Origin of the sequence: Neobacillus sp. KR4-4, from assembly GCF_042136325.1 — a bacterium.
Taxonomy (GTDB): Bacteria; Bacillota; Bacilli; order Bacillales; family Cytobacillaceae; genus Neobacillus.
In genome coordinates, this window is sequence record NZ_JBHHJU010000009.1 from 45664 (window position 1) to 68192 (window position 22529).

Annotated in this window: 22 protein-coding genes and 1 riboswitch; of the genes, 15 read left to right on the forward strand and 7 right to left on the reverse strand. The window is 38.1% G+C overall.

Annotation, left to right across the window (positions count from 1 at the left end; all coding sequences use genetic code 11):
• From comGB to ACE198_RS11315, 4 genes are all read right to left on the reverse strand, one after another.
• Positions 1-1032, reverse strand: a complete 1032-nt coding sequence (gene comGB / locus ACE198_RS11300; RefSeq protein ID WP_375375636.1) for a competence type IV pilus assembly protein ComGB — start codon at positions 1030-1032, stop codon at positions 1-3.
• Positions 1019-2101, reverse strand: coding sequence for a competence type IV pilus ATPase ComGA (gene comGA / locus ACE198_RS11305; RefSeq protein ID WP_375375637.1), 1083 nt, complete (start codon positions 2099-2101; stop codon positions 1019-1021). Before comGA ends, comGB begins: the two co-directional genes overlap by 14 nt.
• 157 nt (positions 2102-2258) lie before the next feature.
• Positions 2259-3050 carry a YqhG family protein gene (locus ACE198_RS11310; protein WP_375375638.1) on the reverse strand — a complete coding sequence of 264 codons (792 nt, stop codon included), beginning with the start codon at positions 3048-3050 and terminating at the stop codon, positions 2259-2261.
• Positions 3028-4716, reverse strand: a complete 1689-nt coding sequence (locus ACE198_RS11315) for a DEAD/DEAH box helicase (protein ID WP_375375639.1) — start codon at positions 4714-4716, stop codon at positions 3028-3030. Before ACE198_RS11315 ends, ACE198_RS11310 begins: the two co-directional genes overlap by 23 nt.
• 175 nt (positions 4717-4891) lie before the next feature.
• A riboswitch (glycine riboswitch) is annotated at positions 4892-4979 on the forward strand.
• A 172-nt stretch (positions 4980-5151) separates the two neighbouring features.
• On the opposite strand from ACE198_RS11315, the gene gcvT reads away from it, so the two are divergent.
• From gcvT to gcvPB, 3 genes are read left to right on the forward strand one after another with little or no spacing between them, the layout of a single operon-like run.
• Positions 5152-6258, forward strand: coding sequence for a glycine cleavage system aminomethyltransferase GcvT (gene gcvT / locus ACE198_RS11320; RefSeq protein WP_375375640.1), 1107 nt, complete (start codon positions 5152-5154; stop codon positions 6256-6258).
• A gap of 18 nt (positions 6259-6276) precedes the next feature.
• Positions 6277-7623 (forward strand): aminomethyl-transferring glycine dehydrogenase subunit GcvPA, encoded by a 1347-nt coding sequence (gcvPA, locus tag ACE198_RS11325; RefSeq protein WP_375375641.1) that lies wholly within the window; start codon positions 6277-6279, stop codon positions 7621-7623.
• On the forward strand, positions 7616-9076 hold the full coding sequence (gcvPB, locus tag ACE198_RS11330; protein ID WP_375375642.1) for an aminomethyl-transferring glycine dehydrogenase subunit GcvPB: 1461 nt from the start codon (positions 7616-7618) through the stop codon (positions 9074-9076). The genes gcvPA and gcvPB overlap by 8 nt, the downstream gene beginning before the upstream one ends.
• Positions 9077-9168: 92 nt before the next feature.
• Here gcvPB and ACE198_RS11335 read toward each other — a convergent pair whose 3' ends face one another.
• Positions 9169-9552: a rhodanese-like domain-containing protein gene (locus ACE198_RS11335; RefSeq protein WP_098571143.1), complete on the reverse strand. Its 384-nt coding sequence runs from the start codon at positions 9550-9552 to the stop codon at positions 9169-9171.
• Between the two features lie 192 nt (positions 9553-9744).
• Here ACE198_RS11335 and ACE198_RS11340 point away from each other — a divergent pair, with 192 nt between their 5' ends.
• The 5 genes from ACE198_RS11340 (at position 9745) to ACE198_RS11360 (ending at position 15395) form a co-directional block, all read left to right on the forward strand.
• Positions 9745-10581 (forward strand): lipoate--protein ligase family protein, encoded by an 837-nt coding sequence (locus tag ACE198_RS11340; protein WP_251457238.1) that lies wholly within the window; start codon positions 9745-9747, stop codon positions 10579-10581.
• A gap of 328 nt (positions 10582-10909) precedes the next feature.
• Positions 10910-13468 (forward strand): vitamin B12-dependent ribonucleotide reductase, encoded by a 2559-nt coding sequence (locus ACE198_RS11345; RefSeq protein ID WP_375375643.1) that lies wholly within the window; start codon positions 10910-10912, stop codon positions 13466-13468.
• Positions 13469-13692: 224 nt separating this feature from the next.
• Positions 13693-14145, forward strand: a complete 453-nt coding sequence (locus ACE198_RS11350; RefSeq protein WP_375375644.1) for a C40 family peptidase — start codon at positions 13693-13695, stop codon at positions 14143-14145.
• 160 nt (positions 14146-14305) lie between these two features.
• On the forward strand, positions 14306-15190 hold the full coding sequence (locus tag ACE198_RS11355; RefSeq protein ID WP_375375645.1) for a patatin-like phospholipase family protein: 885 nt from the start codon (positions 14306-14308) through the stop codon (positions 15188-15190).
• 31 nt (positions 15191-15221) lie between these two features.
• Positions 15222-15395, forward strand: coding sequence for a hypothetical protein (locus ACE198_RS11360; protein ID WP_375375646.1), 174 nt, complete (start codon positions 15222-15224; stop codon positions 15393-15395).
• 36 nt (positions 15396-15431) lie between these two features.
• Here the strand turns inward: ACE198_RS11360 and ACE198_RS11365 are convergent, their stop codons facing one another.
• Both ACE198_RS11365 and ACE198_RS11370 read right to left on the reverse strand, forming a co-directional pair.
• Positions 15432-15827, reverse strand: coding sequence for an SA1362 family protein (locus ACE198_RS11365; RefSeq protein WP_375375647.1), 396 nt, complete (start codon positions 15825-15827; stop codon positions 15432-15434).
• 57 nt (positions 15828-15884) lie between these two features.
• The gene (locus ACE198_RS11370; protein ID WP_375375648.1) at positions 15885-16829 is read right to left on the reverse strand and encodes a DUF1385 domain-containing protein; all 945 of its coding nucleotides are present in this window, start codon (positions 16827-16829) and stop codon (positions 15885-15887) included.
• A gap of 289 nt (positions 16830-17118) precedes the next feature.
• Here ACE198_RS11370 and ACE198_RS11375 point away from each other — a divergent pair, with 289 nt between their 5' ends.
• The 7 genes from ACE198_RS11375 (at position 17119) to ACE198_RS11405 (ending at position 22520) form a co-directional block, all read left to right on the forward strand.
• The gene (locus ACE198_RS11375; RefSeq protein WP_251457227.1) at positions 17119-17616 is read left to right on the forward strand and encodes a YqhR family membrane protein; all 498 of its coding nucleotides are present in this window, start codon (positions 17119-17121) and stop codon (positions 17614-17616) included.
• A gap of 79 nt (positions 17617-17695) precedes the next feature.
• Complete coding sequence (locus ACE198_RS11380) at positions 17696-18757, forward strand: M24 family metallopeptidase (protein WP_375375649.1); 1062 nt, start codon at positions 17696-17698, stop codon at positions 18755-18757.
• A 21-nt stretch (positions 18758-18778) separates the two neighbouring features.
• The gene (gene efp, locus ACE198_RS11385; RefSeq protein ID WP_098571152.1) at positions 18779-19336 is read left to right on the forward strand and encodes an elongation factor P; all 558 of its coding nucleotides are present in this window, start codon (positions 18779-18781) and stop codon (positions 19334-19336) included.
• Between the two features lie 133 nt (positions 19337-19469).
• On the forward strand, positions 19470-19973 hold the full coding sequence (locus tag ACE198_RS11390) for a DUF6803 family protein (RefSeq protein WP_375375650.1): 504 nt from the start codon (positions 19470-19472) through the stop codon (positions 19971-19973).
• A 150-nt stretch (positions 19974-20123) separates the two neighbouring features.
• Positions 20124-20573 (forward strand): PCYCGC motif-containing (lipo)protein, encoded by a 450-nt coding sequence (locus ACE198_RS11395; RefSeq protein ID WP_375375651.1) that lies wholly within the window; start codon positions 20124-20126, stop codon positions 20571-20573.
• Between the two features lie 10 nt (positions 20574-20583).
• On the forward strand, positions 20584-21234 hold the full coding sequence (locus ACE198_RS11400; protein WP_375375652.1) for a c-type cytochrome: 651 nt from the start codon (positions 20584-20586) through the stop codon (positions 21232-21234).
• Positions 21235-21467: 233 nt separating this feature from the next.
• The gene (locus ACE198_RS11405; RefSeq protein ID WP_375375653.1) at positions 21468-22520 is read left to right on the forward strand and encodes a hypothetical protein; all 1053 of its coding nucleotides are present in this window, start codon (positions 21468-21470) and stop codon (positions 22518-22520) included.
• Positions 22521-22529 lie beyond the last annotated feature (9 nt).

Here is a 22529-nt window from a genome sequence, read left to right on the forward strand (position 1 = left end):
TTAAATACCATCAAGCAGGTGAAACATGGGTAAAAGAATAGCTAAATACATTGACACGACAAGAAATCCAATAATGATGTAAAGAATAGGTTGAATAGTTGCTAAGCGTTTTTGAATCATTTCTTCCATGTTTGTGATACAGTGCTTGCTGAAAAATAGCAGTTCCTGCTCCAACTTTCCATTCTCTTGTCCATGTTTTACAATCATCGGAAATTCTTTTTCGAAGTATGACATCGTTGCCAAAATTGACTCTAATCTTTCTCCGGTAATTAGCTTACTTTTAATTGCAGCAGCTAAGTGACTGTAAAAAGGATGTCTGAGATTCTGTTCAAAAAGTAGTAGTGCTTCAGAAACCGATAATCCACCGGAAAGTAAGAAGCTTAGTTGAATGGAAAAGTAGTGAGTGAATAGTAATTTGAGGATCCTGCCAACAATTGGGATGCGAACTAGATGTGCCCTTTGTTGTAGGACGGTGAGCTTTCGAAATATCAGCAAATAATACATTGTTCCCAATGATAGAGTAAAAAGCAAGATGCCGATCACGATTGGAAAATAACGATCGAAAGCGTAAACGACATTCATAAAAAAATTTGCTTCTAGACCAAGGGACGAAAAAAGACTTGTGAACCTTGGGAGTAATGTATTTTCGACGAAAATAAATAGAAATCCTGTAATGACAATGAGCAAAGCAGGATACTGAAGCAGTTTTAGAAGCTTGTGTAAATCTTTATCTTTAAGTAATGCAAGTTCACTTCCCTCCAGCAGAGCATCCGCAAAGCAGCCATGTTGTTCGGCAAAATAGACATAACCGACTAAATCTTTTTGGAAGCCAAGATTATTTAGTGCAACATGAAATGGTAGACCTTTTTTCAATTCTTCTAAACAATCATTAAGTTCCTCCTTTCGTTTTGAGGGTAATTGTAATGCTATGGATTCAATTGCAAGTGCAATTGGATATCCCCTTGCCAAAAGTTCACCAGTTCTTCTCAAGAAATTTGCTTGTTCATTCACTGTCCATTTATGACGATTCATCATCATACACCAATCGCTCGTATTCAGATTCTTGAATATAACCAAGGGCAATACCTTTGTTTATTACATCTTTTAAGGTGCGGTAACGCGTATTTATTTTATCACCTTGGGCTGCCTTCATTACCCCGTGTAAATTTCTTCCTGATAATAGTTCAAACACACTTGCGCGTTTCCATCTGTTATAGGAATAGCAAATAGGTGTGCAATCCCCCTCGCAAAAAGGGCACGAGAGTTCCACCAATCTTTGTGCGGTAATGGCAATCAGTGTCTGTTCAACTTCTAACCAATTCACACCAAACTCTCGCAGGCGATAAACTGCCCCCTTTGCGTCGCGAGTATGCATTGTGGAGAGGACAAGATGGCCTGTTAAGGCAGCTCTTACTGCGATTTTTGCCGTCTCAGCATCGCGAATTTCACCGACCATAATAATGTCTGGGTCATGACGCAGAATTGCCTTTAGACCAGCCGCATATGTTACGCCTGCTTTTTCATTGACCTGTATTTGCAGGACGGAGTCATAGTTTTTTTCGATGGGATCCTCGAGCGTGATGACATTGCGGTGAAATAGGTGGGCTGTTTCATTTAAAAGGGAATAAAGTGTAGTTGTTTTGCCGCTGCCAGTTGGCCCGGTGAAAATGATAAGTCCATGAGCATGTTTAAGAAGGGCGAGTAGTTTTCGTGTCATTGACGGGAATAGTGAGAGTTGGTGAAAAGGGATTTGTTCTTGCTGTGGGAGCAGCCGGATGACAAGGCTCTCTCTGTTATTAGAAGGAAGCGTGGATAGTCTTAAACCCATTAATTGTCCGCCAACTTCACAAAAAAATGCTCCGCTTTGTGGCCGTCTTCTTTCACCGATATCCATATTGGCTGTGAATTTAAAATGTGAAATTAATCTGTCGCATTCGTCTTTAGGAAGGGATAGTCGGGGAATGAGTTTGTTGGTTAATCGTAGTTGAATGAGTGTGTCATTCTTCCTTGGAATAATGTGAATATCTGTTGCCTGATTCCTTGCCGCATCGGCAATAATTCGATTTGCTAAGATTTCTATCGCGCTAACAATAGGTACCACCGCCTTTAATATTTTTCATTTGATAATATTCGACAGCGTTCCTGCTTATCCTTCTTTATTTTCAAAAAATATTTTTATTTTTTCAGCAAAATAATATTAGGGTGTCAGGCACCATGTGAAATTTTCACATGGCGCCTGACACCCTCATTTTGTGCCTTTATATGGCTTTGTCGGTTAGATAGAAGAGGCCTCCGTTGATGAAGGATATGGATATTTTTGGTTCGTATTGCTCTTTTAGGGCTAGTTTTTCCGTTTCGAAGTTTTCATTTTCTTCTTCGACATCTTCATAAAAATGGTTTAAGAGTCGTAAATCCTGCTCCCAGCGTTTTCTTGCGTCTTCAGCCCAGGTGTGGTCATCTTTCTCAATCACGGAAGTTAGATACGCTTCTATCCTTGACATCCCACTTTGCGGCCTCACTAATGGTGATAAGGTAAAGGAATAATCCGGAATTTTTGGTGTTAACGGTATTTGCAGAAGCCTGTCATGGAAATCTTCGACCATTGTTCCGTTTATGAGTTGTAAACCGATGGACTTAAAAATATCACGCTTACGATCACATTGATATGAGATTTTAACATTCATACATAGCCATGGCATCAAGGGGGTCTGCCTGTTCTGATGGCAATGATTTTCGTAAAGCCGCATATAGCTGGCTAGTTTCTTAGTTGAAGCAAAAATTTGATGTAGACGAGGAGAACCAAAATGAATGATTTCCCCTTTTATATTTTCAGGAGCTGCATCTTGATTCGTGATAAAGGTTAGCCTCATCGGATTTGGAATCCCGCCTGTTTTTTCTAAATAATGCCAGTAAAAAGGGCGGTTCATTAATTCCTTGTCAAGTTCCACTGTTAACTGAACCATTAAATATCCAGGGCCATTCTCCACAATTTCACAATCATTAGCCAGAAAATAGGTCAATAGAAAGTTATGAATTTCCTGCTGCTGCATGGGAATCTCCTTTCTTCATCGATTCTGCAAATTCAATCATTGATGATAAGTTTTCCATTTTTATGCGCATTTCCCCTTCAGTAGAGGATTGTCCGAATATATCTATTAAGTGGTCTTCAATATTGCCAAATTCCAACTTTGTTAAAATATCGTCCAGTTCGCCGATTACTTTTTCGAATAAATGGATTTTTTCATAAAGAAGCTTTAAGATATGCTCCTCGACCGTGTTTTTTATTGCAAAGTTATAAATCATGACATCTTTTTCCTGCCCAAGACGATGAATACGACCAATCCGCTGTTCTAGCCGCATTGGATTCCATGGCAAATCGAAATTAATTATATGGTTGCAAAATTGAAGATTAATTCCTTCGCCGCCCGCTTCTGTCGCAATTAGAACTTGTGCATGCTTTTGAAATAATTCTCTCATCCAGTCCTTTTTCCCGCGCTTAAACCCGCCGCGAAAAGGGACAGATGTTATTCCATGCTGTTTTAAATACCATTGTAAGTACATTTGAGTGGCTCGATATTCTGTGAAAATAATCACTTTATCATTTACCTTTTGAATTAACTCTAATGCTTTTTCCGCTTTGGAATTTTTCTGAACAGCTTCGACCTTTTTCATTAAATATTGAATTTGTTCTTCGAAAGCTGGAGTTGGATTTTCCTTTTTTTGCAGCATATTCTTTAATGTATAAAAAACGGCCTCTCTGCTGCTGCATGCCTCACGCTGCAACGTCATGACTGAGAATGAACTAGTTTGTACCCAATTCCCTTCACTTTTTAAGTTTGTAATTGACTCGTAAAGATCTTTCTCCTCAGGGGTACATTCAATTGGAATCGTCTCAACATGCCGTTTTGTCCATTCGATTCCTGTATCTGCCCGCCTGTTCCGAATCATGACCTTGTTTACTAATTCTTTTAAATGTTCATCATCATTTAAGGATCGTGCATCACGCTTGTATTTTTCATAGAATGCCGTTTCGCTCCCTAAATGTCCTGGTTTTAATAACGAAACCAGATTAAAAATTTCCTCGACTCGGTTCTGAATCGGTGTTGCCGTCAACAATAAACAAAATTTCTTTTTCAGATTTTGAACAAATTCGTAGTTTTTTGTTTTGTTATTTTTTAGTTTATGTGCTTCATCAATGATGATGAGATCATAGTCTTGTTGGTAGATAATGTCGCGATGTGGATTACGTTTTGCTGTATCAATCGAGGATACGACGACATCGCACTGTTCCCACACATAGCTTTTTCTTTGTGATATAGCAGGAATGAAAAATTTGCTATTTAGCTCGGTCGACCACTGTGTAACTAAAGAAGCAGGGACAAGGATTAATACCTTTTTCACCAATCCGCGTATCATATATTCTTTTAGAATTAATCCAGCTTCAATTGTTTTTCCGAGCCCAACTTCATCAGCAAGGATAGCTTTTCCGTTCATATTTTCAATTACTTGTTTCGCTGTTTCGAGCTGGTGTGGAAGCGGGGTTAAATTAGATAAATGACTTGGTGCCAATAAACCGTTGAAATCAGGAACAACGAGATGTTTTTCTACTCCAATTGCTAGTTTAAAAAGCTCCCAATTCCCCCATGGACCATCGTTATCGATTCTATGTAAAAAATCATCCTTCCAAGAGGAATCAAATTCAATTTCGATCGACATGGTGTCAACTCCTTTTTTACAATTTCCAGCTTTATTCTTTCAAATAAAATTATTGCCCAATGTATTATTTTAATGGTAGGATGATTATAGTCTTGAATGTTTTAAATATTTTAATAAAGTAATTTATTTTATAAGTATAATTAGTATGACCAATTTGGATAATATTATAATGCGAATGATAACAAGGGGAGAGACTACCTTTGTAGCGCCGAAGGAGCAAGCAGAAATGTGAATCTCTCAGGCAAAAGAACTCTTGTTTGACGCAGCTCTGGAGAGTGCTGATTAGACATTTACAGCCACCAAAGGGGAAAGCCTTTAAAGGTAAACTTTCAGGTGCAAGGACAGAGACCTTCCTAATTTTTCATGGGAGGTTTCTGTCCTTTTTTATGGTTATCCTAAGAATAGTATGTGCCAAAGATTGAAGGGGGATTAAGAATGTCTGAATTAAAACGAACTCCGCTTTTTGATGTGTATAAGGAATGGGGAGGAAAAACCATTGATTTCGGTGGTTGGGAGCTGCCAGTTCAATTTTCCAGCATTAAAGAAGAGCATGAAGCTGTTCGCACACGTGCAGGATTATTTGATGTTTCCCATATGGGTGAAGTGGAAGTAAAAGGCAAGAATAGCTTGGATTTTTTACAAAAAATGATGACAAATGACATTTCAAAAATTAAAAATGGCGGTGCCCAGTACACGGCCATGTGTTATGAAAATGGCGGTACTGTCGATGACCTGCTTGTATATAAAATTGAGGACAATCATTACCTGTTAGTTGTTAATGCATCAAATATTGAAAAAGATTATAAGTGGCTTGAAGACCATGTAACTGGAGATGTTACTTTAGAAAACTTATCAGAAAAAACAGCGCAGCTTGCCCTTCAAGGACCACTTGCAGAAAAAGTACTGCAAAAGCTCGCTGGGAATACGGATTTGAGTGGGATTGGTTTTTTCAAATTCCAGCAAGAAGTAATCCTTAATGGGAAAAAATCCTTAGTATCAAGAACAGGATATACCGGTGAAGATGGTTTTGAAGTATATTGTGATGCAGAGGATGCAGTTGATCTTTGGAAAGATATTTTAGCAGCAGGTAAGGAAGACGGAGTAATTCCTGTTGGATTAGGTGCCCGCGATACACTGCGTTTTGAAGCAGTATTAGCACTTTATGGCCAAGAACTTTCTGCAGAAATTTCACCACTAGAAGCAGGGATTGGCTTTGCCGTGAAATTATCCAAGGAAGTTGATTTTATTGGGAAAGAAGCATTAATCCAACAAAAGGAAAAGGGCTTACCAAGAAAATTGGTAGGAATTGAAATGATTGATCGTGGGATTCCACGTCATGGGTACCCAGTATATAGTGGGGATCAGTTAATTGGTGAGGTTACAACAGGCACTCAATCACCAACTTTAAAGAAAAATATTGGTCTTGCTCTAATTAATTCGGAATTTACAGGCCTTGAATCCGTTGTTGAAGTGGAGATTCGCGGTAAACGCTTAAAGGCTACTGTCGTTCCAACACCTTTTTATAAAAGAGAAAAGAAATAACAGAAGGGAGTTAGTTTTATGAAACATCGCTATTTACCTATGACTGAACAAGATAAGAATGCTATGCTCGAGGCAATTGGTGTTTCCTCTATTGATGAACTGTTTAGCGATATCCCTGAAAAAGTAAGATTTAAGGGTGAATACAATATCAAAGCAGCTAAGTCTGAAACAACCTTAATGAAAGAATTGTTTAATATGGCTAGCAGGAACGCTGACCTAAAAAGAAATGTTTCTTTTATTGGTGCAGGTGTATATGACCATTACATGCCTGTTATTGTCGACCATGTTATTTCTAGATCAGAATTTTATACAGCTTATACACCATATCAACCAGAAATATCTCAAGGTGAACTTCAAGCAATCTTTGAATTTCAAACGATGATTTGTGAATTAACTGGCATGGATGTGGCCAATTCCTCTATGTATGATGGCGGAACAGCACTTGCTGAAGCAGCAATGCTTAGTGCGGGCCATACAAAAAGAAAAACAATTATAGTCTCTAGTGGCGTACATCCTGAAGCACGCGATGTTCTTAAAACATATGCAAAGGGTCAGTACCTCAATGTGGTCGAAGTACCTGTGAAAGATGGAGTTACGGATCTAGAAGCATTAAAAGGGCTCGTAAATGAGGATGTTGCAGCTGTTATTGTCCAATATCCAAACTTCTTTGGCCGAATCGAGCCTTTAAAAGAGCTGGAAGAAATTATCCACGCAAACAAGTCCATGTTTGTAGTTTCAAGCAATCCATTATCCCTTGGGGTGTTAACACCACCAGGTAAATTTGGTGCTGACATTGTTATTGGTGATGCCCAGCCATTTGGAATTCCAACCGCTTTTGGCGGACCTCATTGCGGCTATTTCGCAGTTACTACTAAGTTGATGAGAAAAGTTCCTGGACGTCTTGTTGGACAGACGACAGATGACCAAGGCCGTCGTGGGTTTGTTTTAACCTTGCAAGCTCGTGAACAGCATATCCGTCGTGATAAGGCGACATCAAATATTTGTTCAAACCAAGCATTAAATGCCCTTGCAGCATCTGTGGCAATGACAGCTTTAGGTAAAAAGGGTGTACGTGAGATGGCGGCTGCCAACTTACAAAAGGCTCATTATGCAAAAAATGCATTTAAGGAAGCTGGCTTTGAAGTGGTATATGATGGTCATTCATTCAACGAATTCGTTGTAAAATTAAATAAACCTGTCAAAGAAATTAATCAACAGCTTTTACAAAAAGGAATTATTGGCGGCTATGATTTGGGTCGTGATTATCCAGATCTTGTTAACCATATGCTGATTGCTGTAACAGAACAACGCTCGAAGGAAGAAATTGATACTCTAGTGAAAGAATTGGGGGATTTCCATGCATAATCAAGACCAGGCACTCATTTTTGAACTTAGCACACCAGGCCGCATCGGTTATAGTCTGCCAGAAATGGATGTACCAGAGCTAGATCTCAATGGACTTCTTCCTGATGGTTATATTCGTACGGAAGAGCCAGAACTTCCTGAGGTTTCAGAACTTGATATTATGCGCCACTACACGGCACTATCAAAAAGAAATCATGGTGTTGATTCAGGATTTTATCCACTCGGCTCTTGTACAATGAAATATAATCCAAAAATTAATGAAAATGTAGCACGCTTTAACGGCTTTGCACATGTCCATCCGCTGCAAGATGAAAGTTCTGTACAAGGTGCACTTGAACTTTTATATGATTTGCAGGAGCATTTAATTGAAATTACCGGGATGGATGAAGTGACTCTGCAGCCAGCAGCTGGAGCACATGGGGAATGGACCGGTTTAATGATGATCCGTGCTTACCATGAAGCCAACGGTGATATGAAACGTACAAAAGTTATTGTTCCTGATTCCGCACACGGGACAAATCCAGCATCAGCAACAATTGCAGGTCTAGAAACCATTACCGTTAAATCCAATGAACATGGTCTAGTTGACCTTGAAGATTTAAGAAGAGTGGTTGGTGAAGATACTGCAGCATTAATGTTAACCAATCCGAATACGCTTGGTTTATTTGAAGAAAACATTCTTGAATTAGCTGAAATTGTTCATGAAGCAGGTGGAAAGCTTTATTATGATGGAGCTAACTTAAATGCGGTTCTTTCAAAAGCACGTCCGGGAGATATGGGGTTTGATGTGGTTCACTTAAACCTTCATAAAACGTTTACAGGCCCACACGGTGGCGGCGGTCCTGGTTCTGGCCCAGTCGGTGTCAAAGCAGATTTGATTCCGTTCCTTCCTAAACCAATTATCACAAAACAAGGCGATGAGTTTGTTCTTGATTATGATCGCCCACTGTCAATTGGTCGTGTGAAGCCATATTACGGAAACTTTGGCATTAATGTTCGTGCGTACACATATATTCGCTCGATGGGTCCGGATGGATTAAAAGCAGTAACAGAGTATGCTGTACTAAACGCGAACTACATGATGAGAAGGCTTGCTGAATATTACGATCTACCATTTGATCGTCATTGTAAGCATGAATTTGTCCTTAGCGGAAGACGTCAGAAGAAATTAGGTGTCCGCACATTAGATATTGCGAAACGACTGCTCGATTTTGGCTATCATCCGCCAACCATTTACTTCCCGTTGAATGTAGAAGAATGTATCATGATTGAACCGACAGAAACCGAATCAAAAGAGACATTAGATTCATTCATCGATATTATGATCCAAATTGGTAAAGAAGCTGAGGAAAATCCAGAAATCGTTCAAGAAGCCCCACATACAACTGTGGTCGGCCGTATGGATGAAACAAAAGCTGCTCGTAAGCCAGTCTTAAAATATCAAAAAGCTTAAATATTAGAAAGGTCAGATTCGAAAATGGAATCTGACCTTCTCTATTTTTCAAAATAAAAAAGGCCCCGAAATACGGAACCTTGTTTATCTCGTTATTTCTTCGTTTTAACTTTACCAGACCATTTTTTAAACCCGCCTTGTAGTTGGGTTAGATCCCGGTAACCTTTTCGGTGTAAGAATTGTGCAGCACGGGCGCTGCGCATCCCACTTTGGCAGTATAAATATACCGGCATATCAGGTCGAATTTCTTTCATGCGCATTTTCATTTGTGACATGGGGATATTACGTGATCCTAAAATATGGCCGCCTTCGAATTCGTTTGCTTCACGAACATCTATTAGTTGTGCCTTTCTGTATCCCGCACGGAATTCTTCTTCTGTTACCGTTTTAACAATCCTTTTCTGATAGAAATAGGTGAAAACGGAATAGATGATAACTGCTGCAATGATAATTAATAAGGGATAAAGTGAACTCAATTTCTTTTTGCTCCTTTCAAGCTTTCCTGCACTAGTTTATTATATAAGCCAATCTCATAAAGATAAAGATGAATGCTAAAAAATCTTTTCAAAACTTCCTAAATTAATTATAGCAGAAACATCTTATTTTGAATCTATATCAGATTTTGGTAGACTTAAACTCGTAATAATATAAAAAATGAGGTCATTATAATGAAAAAAGAAGTTTGGCGTTTTATTGATACTGGAAATAGCTCACCATCTTTTAATATGGCTTTAGATGAGGCGCTGCTCGATTGGCATAGTGAGGGGAAAATTCCTCCAGTGATTCGATTCTATGGCTGGAACCCAGCAACCCTGTCAGTAGGATATTTTCAAAAAGTGGAAAAGGAAATTGATATGGAGGCGGTTAAGGCTCATCAATTAGGTTTTGTCAGGAGACCTACAGGCGGCCGTGGAGTACTTCATGAACACGAGCTTACGTACAGTGTAATCGTTTCTGAAGACCATCCAGAAATGCCAAATTCAGTGACAGAAGCCTATCGTGTGATATCTGAAGGTATTTTAAAAGGATTTCACCATTTAGGACTTGAGGCATACTTTGCTGTCCCAAAAACAGCGGAGGAAAGAGATGCATTAAAAAACCCTCGATCTGCTGTTTGCTTTGATGCCCCAAGTTGGTATGAGCTTGTGGTCGAAGGCAGAAAGGTAGCTGGCAGTGCACAAACAAGGCAAAAGGGAGTCATATTACAGCATGGATCCATATTGTTAGATTTAGATGAGGATAAATTATTTAGTTTATTTAAATATCCTAGTGAAAGGGTAAAGGAACGAATGAGGAAAGCCTTTAAGGATAAAGCGGTTGCTATCAACGCTATTAGTCCGAGGAGAATTTCTCTTGAGGAAGCAAAGGAAGCTTTTTATAAGGGCTTTGCGGAAGGTCTAAATGTTGAACTAGAGCCTTATCAATTAAATGAACAAGAGCTAGCCTACGTTAATAAGATTGCAAAAGAGCGCTATGAGAATGATGAATGGAATTATAAGAGATAATTGGAAGCGGCACACGTCGCTTCTTTGTTATTTAAGCAAAATAAGCAACCTGCGAATTTTGTTGAATTTTCCTGATTTATGACGAAAATCTTATTATTGCTATTGATTACTATTAATTATATTATTTTTTGAGTTTGACAAAAAGAATCTTGTTTGTTTGATTTACAATATATAGTGGTGTCGAAAATATTTTCGGTACTATATATTGATATTTAGTTGATTTATTCTAGGTGCCTATGATAACCTAAAAATACAAACCAACTAGATATAGCGCAATACTGCTAGATTTAGCACAATAGGTAGATATTAACATGAAGGAGTTGTTCTCATGTCTGTAGTTTTTAGACATACAATGAATATTGATTTTGAAAGGTTGAATGAGGATATCCGCTTATTCCCCCAGGTGCATCCAGTTACCCCAGATATGAAAATAACTCACAAAGGTGTTTCTCGTTTGGTAATGTTGGACCGCTATACCTTTAAAGACACTGCAAAAATTACCCTTTCTAACGACGACTTCGTTGTTTTAACTATAAAAGAAGATCCGAAATTTCCAGCACGCGGCCTTGGCTATATCCAGGAAATCGATTGGGAAAAGAAAAAAGCAAAAGTTTTAGTGGAAGAGGAGTTTAGAGGAGTACTCGATGATCCTGAAGAAGCTAGCACAGGTGTGATTATTAGGTCATTAGATGTGATTGAAAAGCCGTTAGAGCTGTTCTACGAGCAAATTGCGAAGCGTAATGCTACTGGTCTGGCCTCTGTCGAAGAAACGGAAGAGAAGCGAAGAGAATGGACAGAACGGTTTTATCAAGAACTTGTAAACATGAACTTCATTCCTGCAGGCCGCGTTCTTTACGGTGCTGGGGCAGATACCGATGTTACTTACTTCAATTGCTATGTTATGCCTTTTGTCCCAGACTCACGTGAGGGTATCTCTGACCATCGTAAGCAGGTGATGGAGATTATGAGCCGTGGCGGCGGAGTTGGTACAAATGGCTCAACATTGAGACCGCGTAATACACTGGCCAGAGGCGTAAATGGTAAATCATCTGGTTCGGTTTCATGGTTGGATGATATTGCGAAGTTGACACATTTGGTTGAGCAGGGTGGATCAAGACGTGGAGCTCAGATGATCATGTTAGCAGACTGGCATCCAGACATTATTGAATTTATTATCTCTAAGATGCAAAATCCTAGAATTCTACGATTCTTAATTGAAAATACAAATGATGATACGATCAAAAAACTTGCAAAAGATAAATTAAAGTTTACCCCTCTAACTCTAAGTGAAACTGCAATGTACCAAGGAATTGTAAATTATAAAAACATTCAAGGTTTCGGTGGATTTGATGAAAAAATCATTGCTGATGCAGAAGAGAAATTATTAACCGGTGGTAACTACACGGTACACAATTCTGAGTTCCTTACTGGTGCAAATATTTCTGTTTGTTTAACAAAGGAATTTATGGAAGCTGTTGAAAACGATAGTGATTACGAACTGCGCTTCCCATATGTTGAACACTATGATCAAGAAGAAATGAAGATTTATAATGAAGAATGGCATAAAGTGGGAGATGTCCGCGAGTGGGAAAAACTTGGACATAAAGTACGGGTGTACAAAAAGTTCAAAGCAAAAGAACTATGGAACCTTATCAATATTTGTGCTACCTACTCAGCAGAACCAGGAATATTTTTTATCGACAATGCCAACGACATGACCAATGCAAAAGCATATGGCCAACAGGTAGTTGCAACAAACCCATGTGGGGAACAACCACTTGCACCATTTTCCGTCTGTAACCTTGCAGCAGTCAACTTGGCAGAAATGGCTGATAAAGAAACAAAGACGATCGATTTTGAAAAGCTTAAGCGAACAGTAGCCGTCGGAGTTCGGATGCAGGATAATGTCATCAATGCAACACCATACTTTCTTGAAGAAAATAAAAAGCAGGCACTTGGTGAGCGACGTGTAGGGCTTGGAGTAATGGGCTTGCATGACATGCTGATTTATTGTGAAACAAAGTATGGATCACCAGAAGGAAACGAACTAGTCGATCAAGTTTTTGAAGTAATTGCAACTACTGCATACAGAACTTCAATTGAATTGGCGAAAGAAAAAGGAAGTTTCCCATTCTTAACTGGGAAAACAACAGGTGAAACTAATCGATTACGTCAAGCTTTCATCGATACAGGGTATATGAAGAAAATGCCTGAAGATATCCGCCAATCTATTTTAGAAAGTGGAATTAGGAACTCTCATTTACTAACGGTTGCTCCCACGGGATCCACTGGAACAATGGTTGGAGTCTCCACCGGCTTAGAGCCTTATTTCTCATTCTCTTATTTCCGCAGCGGACGTCTTGGTAAATTTATCGAAGTCAAAGCGGATATCGTGAAAGAATACCTTGATAAACACCCTGAATCGGATGAAAACAATCTTCCACATTGGTTTGTTACTGCGATGGAACTTACGACAGAAGCACATGCAGATGTTCAATGTGTCATCCAGCGCTGGATCGACAGTTCCATTAGTAAAACAGTCAACGCACCAAAAGGGTATAGCGTAGAACAGGTTGAAAAAGTATACCAGCGTTTATATCGTGGCGGAGCAAAAGGTGGAACTGTTTATGTGGATGGCTCACGTGATTCACAGGTACTAACACTGAAAGCAGAAGAAAACACCAATGAACAATTATCCATTTTTAATGAACAACCAAAACAGCATGTGGTCCTTGTTGATACAATCAGTGAACTTCGTTCAACAAGTGTGACCATCGGATCAGAAGTAGGAAACACATGCCCGGTGTGCCGTACCGGTAAGGTAAAAGAAATGGGCGGCTGCAACACGTGTACCAACTGCGGAGCCCAATTGAAATGTGGTTTATAATTTGTGAGTAATTAATGGGGGAAGAGTTTCCCCCATTTTTTTGCGTGATAAATGTCGATAAATCTGATAACTAATATGAAATTTACTACAATTCAAATGAATATTTACTAGAATTTTTAGAATAAAGTCGAAATTTGTAATATAACTGTAATCTAGCTGTTACTTCGGTGTTAATCTTTTTTTGTATATTAATAGTATCGAAGCACACAGGGGGATTAAACAAGATGTTGAAAAAGATCATAACAGCCATGATGGCTATGACAATAATTCTAAGTTCATTGTTTACCACTATGGGTGATAAAGCAGAAGCGGCCTATTATCATACAAAAGCAATCTCAGTTGCAAAAGCAAATCTTGGCGTCCCATATAGGTGGGGTGGGTTATCTCCAAGAGGATTTGACTGTTCAGGTTTGGTTAAATATTCTTATGGTAAGGCTGGCAAAGTATTGCCTAGAACGGCAGCTGATATGTACTACAAAAAAGGATACCGTGTTAAATCTTTAAAGGTCGGAGACTTAATGTTCTTCTCTCAAAATAAGGCAAGCAAACCTAGTCATGTAGCGATTTACATAGGTGGCGGAAAAATGATTCAATCATCATCTTCAAAGGGCGTTTCAATTGCATCTACAAGCAACAGTTATTGGAAGCCAAGATTTATTGGAGCAAAAAGATTTTAATGAATAGTTAAGCGGTTTCAACCTCATTAATAAACCAAGAACATCGTGCAGAGTCGATGTTCTTTTTTATTTACAAATTTTTTTTGCTTGTCTACCGTACTATTTATGAATGCAACTGCTTAAAGATGTAAAAATAACTTCATCTTTAGGAGTGACTGCCATGTTTATAGACGGCGTTTTTTCCGGAGGAGGAATAAAAGGGTTTGCCCTAATTGGAGCCTGTGCAGAAATAGAAGATAAAGGTTTGCGTTTTGTAAGGTTGGCAGGAACAAGTGCAGGATCCATCGTTGCTGCATTAATCGCCGCCGGTTATACCAGTAAAGAAATTTTCCAACTGGTCGACGAATTAGATCTTTCAAAACTACTGGATACCCGAAAAACAATCATTCCATTCCCATTTGCTAAATGGCTGTTTGTCTATTGGAGGCTGGGTCTTTATAAGGGAAACGAGCTTGAAAAATGGCTTTGTGAAAAACTTGAGGCTAAAGGGTTAAAAACATTTGCAGATTTACCCCCTCAGGCCCTTAGGGTCATCGCTTCAGACCTTTCAAATGGGCGAATGATTGTTTTACCAGACGACTTACAGAAGTATGGCATCTCACCAGGCTCCTTTTCCATTGCTAAAGCGATAAGAATTAGCTGCAGTATCCCATATTTTTTTGAGCCAGTAAAAATGCGTTCAATGGACGGTATGAATGTATTAGTTGACGGAGGAGTTTTGAGCAATTTTCCAATGTGGCTTTTTGACCAAGAGAATGTACAAAAAGTAAGACCAGTGCTCGGAATTAAATTAAACGCTAGTGAATATGAGCATGAAAAACATAAAATCAAAAATGCGGTACAATTATTTGCTGCCTTATTTGAAACGATGAAAGATGCCCACGATTCCAGGTATATTTCCAAAAAACATGTAAAGAATATAATCTTTATCCCAACTGAAGGTGTTTTATTTACGGAATTTTCATTAACAGAAGAAAAGAAACACGAATTATTTAATTTAGGAAAAGAAAAAGCGAAACATTTTTTGAAAACATGGGGGTATTAATTAAGATATATTTCTGCTTGTTCATAAAAATATGGCTGTGTTAAAGGACAATGTTGATTTTGGCACCCTGTTGATTGGAGTGGAGGGCACGAAGACTCCTGCGGGAGTACGGGGCAGGGGAGACCCCGCAGGAGCGCAGCGACGAGGAGGCTCCCCGGCACGCCCGCGGAAAGCGAAGTGCCTGGAACGGAAATCAACAGACTAGTTTTTAACACAGCCAAAAATATAAAAAATCGAGCGCCTATAGTGACGCTCGATTTTTCTTTTTCCCCTTTTTGCCGTCGATAACGGTCAAATGTGCAGGAGATTTCTTTTTTGTCTTGTTGCTTTTCTTTAATGAGGCTAACGTTCCGAGAGAAGAAGTCTTAACAGTTCCTTCCCCGCTCTTTTGTTGTAATCGTTTTTTTGATCTTTTTGCTGCTTTTAGAAATGCCCGCTGCTCTTTTTTCTGAGGGCTTGAGCCGGTAAACTTTCGAACTAGGAAATAAACGACTAAAACAACCAGTGCCATGACAGCTATACTTTGAATGAAACCGGCTGGATTAGCTGTAAATGTACCAATAACACCAAGTAATGCTAGAATGATAAGTCCCCCAATAACCACATTAACAAATGTCCGATTTTTCAAGAAAGCCACCTCCCTAAGAGCATCTTAAGCATTTTTATAATCTTTTAAACACGATAAAACAAAGATTTAGACAATTTCTTCACTTTCTATGGAGAACGCAGTTTCTTTCTCCATTTTCAATAATCGGTTAAAAGAAAGGATCGCCACTTCCACTTGGTCATCTTGAGGTTCCTTCGTTGTTATTAATTGAAGCCAAAGACCAGGTATCCCAAGATATTTCAAGACAGGAACATCTCTGAGTTTGTTTGTCACTTGAAGAATTTCAAAGGCGATTCCTAGAACAACCGGAATTAAAAGGAGTCGGTCGACAACCCGTAACCAAAGCGGAGTAGTAGGTACAAACATGTAAACAAAAACACCTACAATTACAGTAAATAAAATGAAACTGCTCCCACAGCGGTAATGGAGTCGAGAATGAGCCTGCACATTTTCTACAGTTAACTCTACACCTGCTTCAAACGTATTAATTACTTTATGTTCAGCTCCGTGATATTGAAACACTCTTTTTATCAATGGAGTAAGGGAGACAAAATAAATATAAGCTATTAGTAAGATTAGTTTAAAAAAGCCTTCCACTAGCACTTGAGCAAAATCTGAAGGGAAAATTGGTTTTGTTAAAACGGCAAGAAAAACTGGAATTAATGTAAAAGCGAATTTACCAAATAAAAATGAGATGACACCAATTGCTGCTACACCAAGATACATGGTTAATTTAGATACTTCTTTTTCTTTTATGATTTCATCTTCTTTTGGGTCAACATCAAATCTTTCCGTTGAAAAGTTTAAATGTTTTGATCCATTTGCACTCGACTCAATAATGGCAATAATCCCACGTAGAAAAGGGATTTTTTTTAACATTGTAAAATAAGGATTTGCTTTACGTGGCAAATGAAAATATTCTACAGATTGATCCTTTCTGCGAACCGCAGTAACATAATGATGCTTACCGCCAAACATAACACCTTCGACAACCGCTTGGCCGCCATAAACAGGTTTTTGCGAACTAGACATATACATAACACCAACCTAATCAAAAGTTGCACAACAGCAGAAGTAGAAAAAATCTGTATGTACTTAATTCTATTCTACTAGAAAAACAAAAAAACCTCTAGGAATGACATAATATTTCCAATTAAAAAGTTTTTTTTTATGCAAGGGATTGAATACCTAAGGACATAATAAAAAATGGAGTTTATTATGGCTTTTTGTTGACCCTGTATTGTTTTAGGGACAGTATTACATGAATGATGGACGGCAAATAAGGCAGCAAAGAAGCAGAATGTTAATGGAGGTTGTTATTATGTCAAATGAGCAAAAACTAAGTAATTATCCTAAACCCATGTCCTTTCCGGTAATGGTCTTTTGGACAGGGTTATTTGGAGGCTTGTTTTGGGGAACAATTGGCTGGATTGCTTCCTATTTTAGTTTTACAGAAATTCGTCCTACTGTCCTACTGGAGCCCTGGGCGCTAGGCGATTGGAAGCATGAATGGCTTGGTACACTCATTTCCATCATTTTAATTGGAATTTGTTCAGTGGTTGCTGCATTTATTTACTATGCAGCCTTGAAAAAGTTCAAAGGTTTTTGGTTTGGTTTGGCGTATGGTCTTGTATTGTTTGCAGTGGTATTTTTCTTACTTAATCCACTCTTTCCGGGAATTAAGCCCTTCTTTGATTTAAACAGGGATACAATCATAACTTCCGTTTGTTTATATATCGTATATGGAATTTTTATTGGATATTCCATAAATTATGAGTATCAAAATAATAAAGTTCAAGAGAAAGAGGAATCAGCCTAAGTTTCGATTAGTCGGATTTGGTAGGTTATGATAAAATATTTTTGTCCTCATTGATTTGAAAAGGAGAGTGGAGAATATCATGGAAAAAATAGAAAAATTGAGATCTAATTTTTCAACACATGGAATAGATGGGATCTTGATCACAAGTCCATTTAATCGAAGGTATATATCTAACTTTACTGGTACCGCAGGTGTTGTATTAATTAGTGCAGATAAAGCGCAGTTTCTTACAGATTTCCGCTATATTGAACAAGCAGCTAAACAATGTCAGGGATTTGAGATTATAAAGACTACAGGATCTATCCCTGAGGAGGTAGCGGTCCAAGCAAAGAAACTTGGTATTCAAAAGCTTGGATTTGAAGCGGATTTTCTAACGTTTTCTTCTTTTAAATTATATGATAAGGAATTGGAAGCTGAACTAGTACCAATTTCCGGAGTAATTGAAAAGTTACGCTTGATAAAGACGGATTCAGAGCTTAAGATATTAAAGGTGGCAGCTGATATCGCGGATGCTGCATTTAAACATATTTTAGACTTCATTCGTCCAGGAAAAACGGAATTAGAAGTATCGAATGAGTTAGAGTTTTTTATGAGAAGAGCTGGTGCTACATCTTCTTCATTTGATACGATTGTTGCTTCAGGTCATCGCTCTGCACTTCCTCATGGTGTGGCAAGTGACAAAGTTATTGAGGCTGGAGATATTGTAACAATGGATTATGGATGTTATTACAATGGTTATGTATCTGATATTACAAGAACCGTGGCAGTTGGTGAGCCGGATGCCAAGCTTAAAGAGATTTATGATATTGTTCTTGAAGCCCAATTACGTGGGATGGCGGGAATCAAACCAGGATTGACCGGTAAAGAAGCAGATGCAATCACTCGAGATTACATAACAGAAAAAGGTTATGGTGAATACTTTGGACATTCAACTGGACACGGAATAGGACTTGAGATTCACGAGGGTCCAGGATTGTCGATGAAATCAGATGTCGTTTTAGAACCTGGCATGGTGGTAACATGTGAACCGGGCATTTATATCCCAGGTCTCGGCGGTGTTCGAATTGAAGATGATACGTTGATTACAAAAGACCATAACGAAGCACTTACACATTCTACAAAAGAACTAATAATACTGTAACGATTTTAGGAGGATTTTAACATGATATCTGTAAATGATTTTAAAACAGGATTAACAATTGAAGTTGATGGAGGCCTATGGCGTGTTCTGGATTTCCAACACGTAAAGCCAGGTAAGGGTGCAGCGTTTGTTCGTTCCAAACTTCGTAACCTACGTAATGGTGCCATTCAAGAAAAAACGTTTCGTGCAGGTGAAAAAGTAGAGAAAGCTCAAATTGATAATCGTAAAATGCAATATTTATATGCAAGCGGCGATAATCATGTGTTTATGGATATGGAATCTTATGAGCAAGTAGAATTACCAGCAGCGAACATTGAGTATGAATTAAAGTTCTTAAAAGAAAACATGGAAGTACACATTATGATGTTTAACTATGAAACCCTAGGGATTGAATTACCAAACAACGTTACTTTAGAAGTGACTGAAACAGAGCCAGGGATTAAAGGTGATACATCTTCCGGCGGTACTAAGAATGCTACTCTTGAAACTGGACTTAATGTTCAAGTGCCTTTCTTTATCAATCAAGGTGATAAATTAATTATTAACACTTCTGATGGTTCATACGTTTCTCGTGCATAATCATGATCAAAGCCTTAGTCCGATAATTACGGATTAAGGCTTTTTTTTAACAATTTCTCCATACTTTCTCCTAAGTTTCTGCACACTTTTTCACTACATTAGGGATGTAGAAAAATTAAAGGAGAAGATGAATATGAATATGAATATGACGCATTATATGGGATTATTAGCAGACAATCAACCTTGGAATTTATTGATTTTTATGGCGGTTCCAGTCATTTGTGCAGAAATCCTTGCGATTTCGGAAATAGCGATATTGTTTACAAGAAAATTAGATGGTGCACTAAAAAAATTGAATAAAGTAACAGGTATCTTTGCAGGCTTGTATTTTACCGGAATATTTATGTACCTTATGAAATCGGCATATATACCATTAACTGTTAACGGGGAGTGGAAAGGTTGGATTGACGTTGTAGCTGTTACTTTCTATTTACTTGGAATCATCCCATTTCTTGGCATGGCGCTGCTTGATTTAGGTCTTATTTTCAGACATAAAACTGAGGAAGAAAAACTGAAAATTCATGCTATATTTGTAAGTATTTTTCTAGTAGTTGCTCACATCGCAATGATATTTGGGATGATTGACCCATCACTTGGAACCGGTTCACCTTCTAGTCACGATATGATGAATATGTAATAAAGGATGAATAAGCAATGAGGAAAAAGTTAATAACTTAAACTACTTAAAAAACTTCACGAAATAGTAAGATTTAGTTACATTTTGACTAATCTCTTTTTGCTAAACTTAAAGAGTATTTAATACTATAGGGAAGGGGGGCAACAGATATTGAAACGAATTACATCTCTCTTGTTCCTTGGGATTTTGTTTGCCATTGTTGCAGCTGGATGCAGTTCCAAACTAAGTGATGAAACCTGGAAACTTGATAAAAAACATTCGCCATTACCAGATTTTGTTCTGAATACATCTGAAAAGATTAATGAAACTTATGTTATGGCTGCAACTTATCCAGAAGTTGTAGCTTCGGTTCCTTGCTATTGTGGTTGCGTTGTCGAAGGGCATAAGAGCAATTTAGATTGCTTTGTAAAACAGGTTGGTGAAAATAATGCAGTGACAGAGTGGGATTCACACGGAATATCTTGCGACACTTGTATCGATATAGCTAGAGATGCAGTTGAGATGCATCTTAGTGGAAAAAGTCCTAATAAAATTTATCAATTAATTACAGGTAAATATGAAGATATTGGGGAGCCAACCCCAACGCCCGAACCTAAGTAAGGGGTAACCCATGAAGAAAATATTAATCGGATTTTATATTTTGATTATTATTGGCATTATTGTCTGTATTAGTAATAGTGGCATTTTTAATAGCAAGAAGTCAGAGGCTATTGCTGCAGGTGAGAAAATCTACAAAAAAAATTGTATCTCCTGTCACGGTGAGACTGGAAAAGGAGAAGGCTCAAAAACTGGAACGGCGTTAAATAGCCAGAATTTTTTAAGCAATGTATCTGATAAAGATTTGTATAATTATATGAAGTATGGAAGAGATGGCACGGTTATGCCTGCCTACGGTCCCAGACTATCAGACAAGGACTTAAAGAATCTTGTTGCTTTTATTAGAGACTGGCAAACAAAGGAAATAACATTTGATACTCCAAAAACAATTGCTGGTGATCCTGAGCGTGGGATGGCGCAATTTAACTTGTATTGCCTTAACTGCCATGGTGAAGCTGGTATTGGTAAGGAGAAAATGGGAACAGCGCTTTCTAATCCACAATATTTGAAATACACTACTGATAAACAAATTTGGATTGATGCAGCTTATGGGCGTGAAGAAACACGGATGGGACCTTCATTAAAAGGTTTAGAAGGTGCACGTCAACTGAAGGAAAAGGATATTACCGATATTGTTACTTATATCCGTTCGTTGGAGAAGTAAAAACTATACTATTGTTGTAAGACCTGAATCTATCAAGTGGATTCAGGTCTTTTTTTGAATAGGGACCAAATGTGAACAATTTGTTGTGGATTTTTGACGAAAACGCAACGATTTATATCCTTTAACAAAATGTTCAAGAGTGATTCAACAAATAAGATCGGATAAAGATTATATTTATTCCAAAGAGGACTATAGTAAAAAATAGTATTTTCTTCAAGTCAAGGAGGATTAAGATGCTAAAGAAAAAGTGGTTGGCATTATTCGTAATCGCATCATTTTTAACGAATTTCATCATCCCGCAGGCTAGTGCTGAAACAGCCTTTCCTGCAGAAAAATTTCCTTTTAAGGAAATGCAGATTCAAGTAATGCCAGAGTTTGATTATCCCGAAGGTTGGTCACGTGATATTCCGTCATTATTAGTTGGTCAGTACGGAACCATTACCAATAAAAGTGGTCAAGATTATGATGGCAAGATAGAGATTGCCGTTCCAGCAATGGAAAAAGGATTTGAAGCCTTCTTAGTAGCAGAATTCCCTGAGAAAGATAAGCCTGAAGTACAGCGTCCGTATGATGTTGATAAAGAAAAAGGACTTATTACTTGGAAGCCAGCTAAGGCGATTAAGAATAATGAGACTTACGAATTTGTAATTGAGTATTATACAAAGTCAATCAAAGTGAAGGATAACAAGACTTTTACATATGAGCTTAAAAATAAAGCTACTATCGATCTTTTAGATGTAATTTTTTATGCTCCGATGGAAGCTAAGGATATAAAAATTGAGCCGAAGGCCGAGAACAATTCGAAAAATGAATATGGAGAAGAGCTTTATTACTACCAATATAAAAGTATAAAAGCTGATGCAGGCTTAAAATACTCCTTTTCATATAAAAAAGATGATACGGAATCTACGATGGAAGCTATAAACAAACAGCAGCCGCCAAACGATGAAAACCATAGTGGTGTAACTGCAACTGATCAAGTTGTTAAAAATGGTGGAACTACCGGTACTTCCAAACGTCCAATTATCGGACTTGGTGGTGCAGCAATCATTGGTATAGCGATTGTTATAGCAGGCCTCTTTATATTCCTAGGCTTAAAAGGAAATTCTCAATCAGCGTCTAAGGTTACCAAACAACCTAAAACACAACCAAAGAAACAAACTCAAACGGCAAAAAAGGACAATAAGATCACAAATTCTGAGGAAAAGAAAGAATTACGAAAAAAGCTGTTAACAGGAAAGATTGATCAAGAAATGTACGAAGAGGAAATGAAAAAACTAATCTAATGAGGTGAG

Bases quoted from the DNA above. Each gene is read 5' to 3' on its own strand.
- ACE198_RS11340 (WP_251457238.1), top strand. From the start codon at position 9,745: ATGAAAAAAGAAGTTTGGCGTTTTATTGATACTGGAAATAGCTCACCA.
- gcvT (WP_375375640.1), top strand. From the start codon at position 5,152: ATGTCTGAATTAAAACGAACTCCGCTTTTTGATGTGTATAAGGAATGG.
- ACE198_RS11370 (WP_375375648.1), bottom strand. From the start codon at position 16,829: ATGTCTAGTTCGCAAAAACCTGTTTATGGCGGCCAAGCGGTTGTCGAA.
- ACE198_RS11360 (WP_375375646.1), top strand. From the start codon at position 15,222: ATGGCTGTGTTAAAGGACAATGTTGATTTTGGCACCCTGTTGATTGGA.
- ACE198_RS11405 (WP_375375653.1), top strand. From the start codon at position 21,468: ATGCTAAAGAAAAAGTGGTTGGCATTATTCGTAATCGCATCATTTTTA.
- ACE198_RS11400 (WP_375375652.1), top strand. From the start codon at position 20,584: ATGAAGAAAATATTAATCGGATTTTATATTTTGATTATTATTGGCATT.
- ACE198_RS11310 (WP_375375638.1), bottom strand. From the start codon at position 3,050: ATGCAGCAGCAGGAAATTCATAACTTTCTATTGACCTATTTTCTGGCT.
- gcvPB (WP_375375642.1), top strand. From the start codon at position 7,616: ATGCATAATCAAGACCAGGCACTCATTTTTGAACTTAGCACACCAGGC.
- ACE198_RS11355 (WP_375375645.1), top strand. From the start codon at position 14,306: ATGTTTATAGACGGCGTTTTTTCCGGAGGAGGAATAAAAGGGTTTGCC.
- ACE198_RS11390 (WP_375375650.1), top strand. From the start codon at position 19,470: ATGAATATGAATATGACGCATTATATGGGATTATTAGCAGACAATCAA.
- ACE198_RS11345 (WP_375375643.1), top strand. From the start codon at position 10,910: ATGTCTGTAGTTTTTAGACATACAATGAATATTGATTTTGAAAGGTTG.
- ACE198_RS11315 (WP_375375639.1), bottom strand. From the start codon at position 4,716: ATGTCGATCGAAATTGAATTTGATTCCTCTTGGAAGGATGATTTTTTA.
- ACE198_RS11375 (WP_251457227.1), top strand. From the start codon at position 17,119: ATGTCAAATGAGCAAAAACTAAGTAATTATCCTAAACCCATGTCCTTT.
- ACE198_RS11380 (WP_375375649.1), top strand. From the start codon at position 17,696: ATGGAAAAAATAGAAAAATTGAGATCTAATTTTTCAACACATGGAATA.
- efp (WP_098571152.1), top strand. From the start codon at position 18,779: ATGATATCTGTAAATGATTTTAAAACAGGATTAACAATTGAAGTTGAT.
- gcvPA (WP_375375641.1), top strand. From the start codon at position 6,277: ATGAAACATCGCTATTTACCTATGACTGAACAAGATAAGAATGCTATG.
- comGB (WP_375375636.1), bottom strand. From the start codon at position 1,032: ATGAATCGTCATAAATGGACAGTGAATGAACAAGCAAATTTCTTGAGA.
- ACE198_RS11350 (WP_375375644.1), top strand. From the start codon at position 13,693: ATGTTGAAAAAGATCATAACAGCCATGATGGCTATGACAATAATTCTA.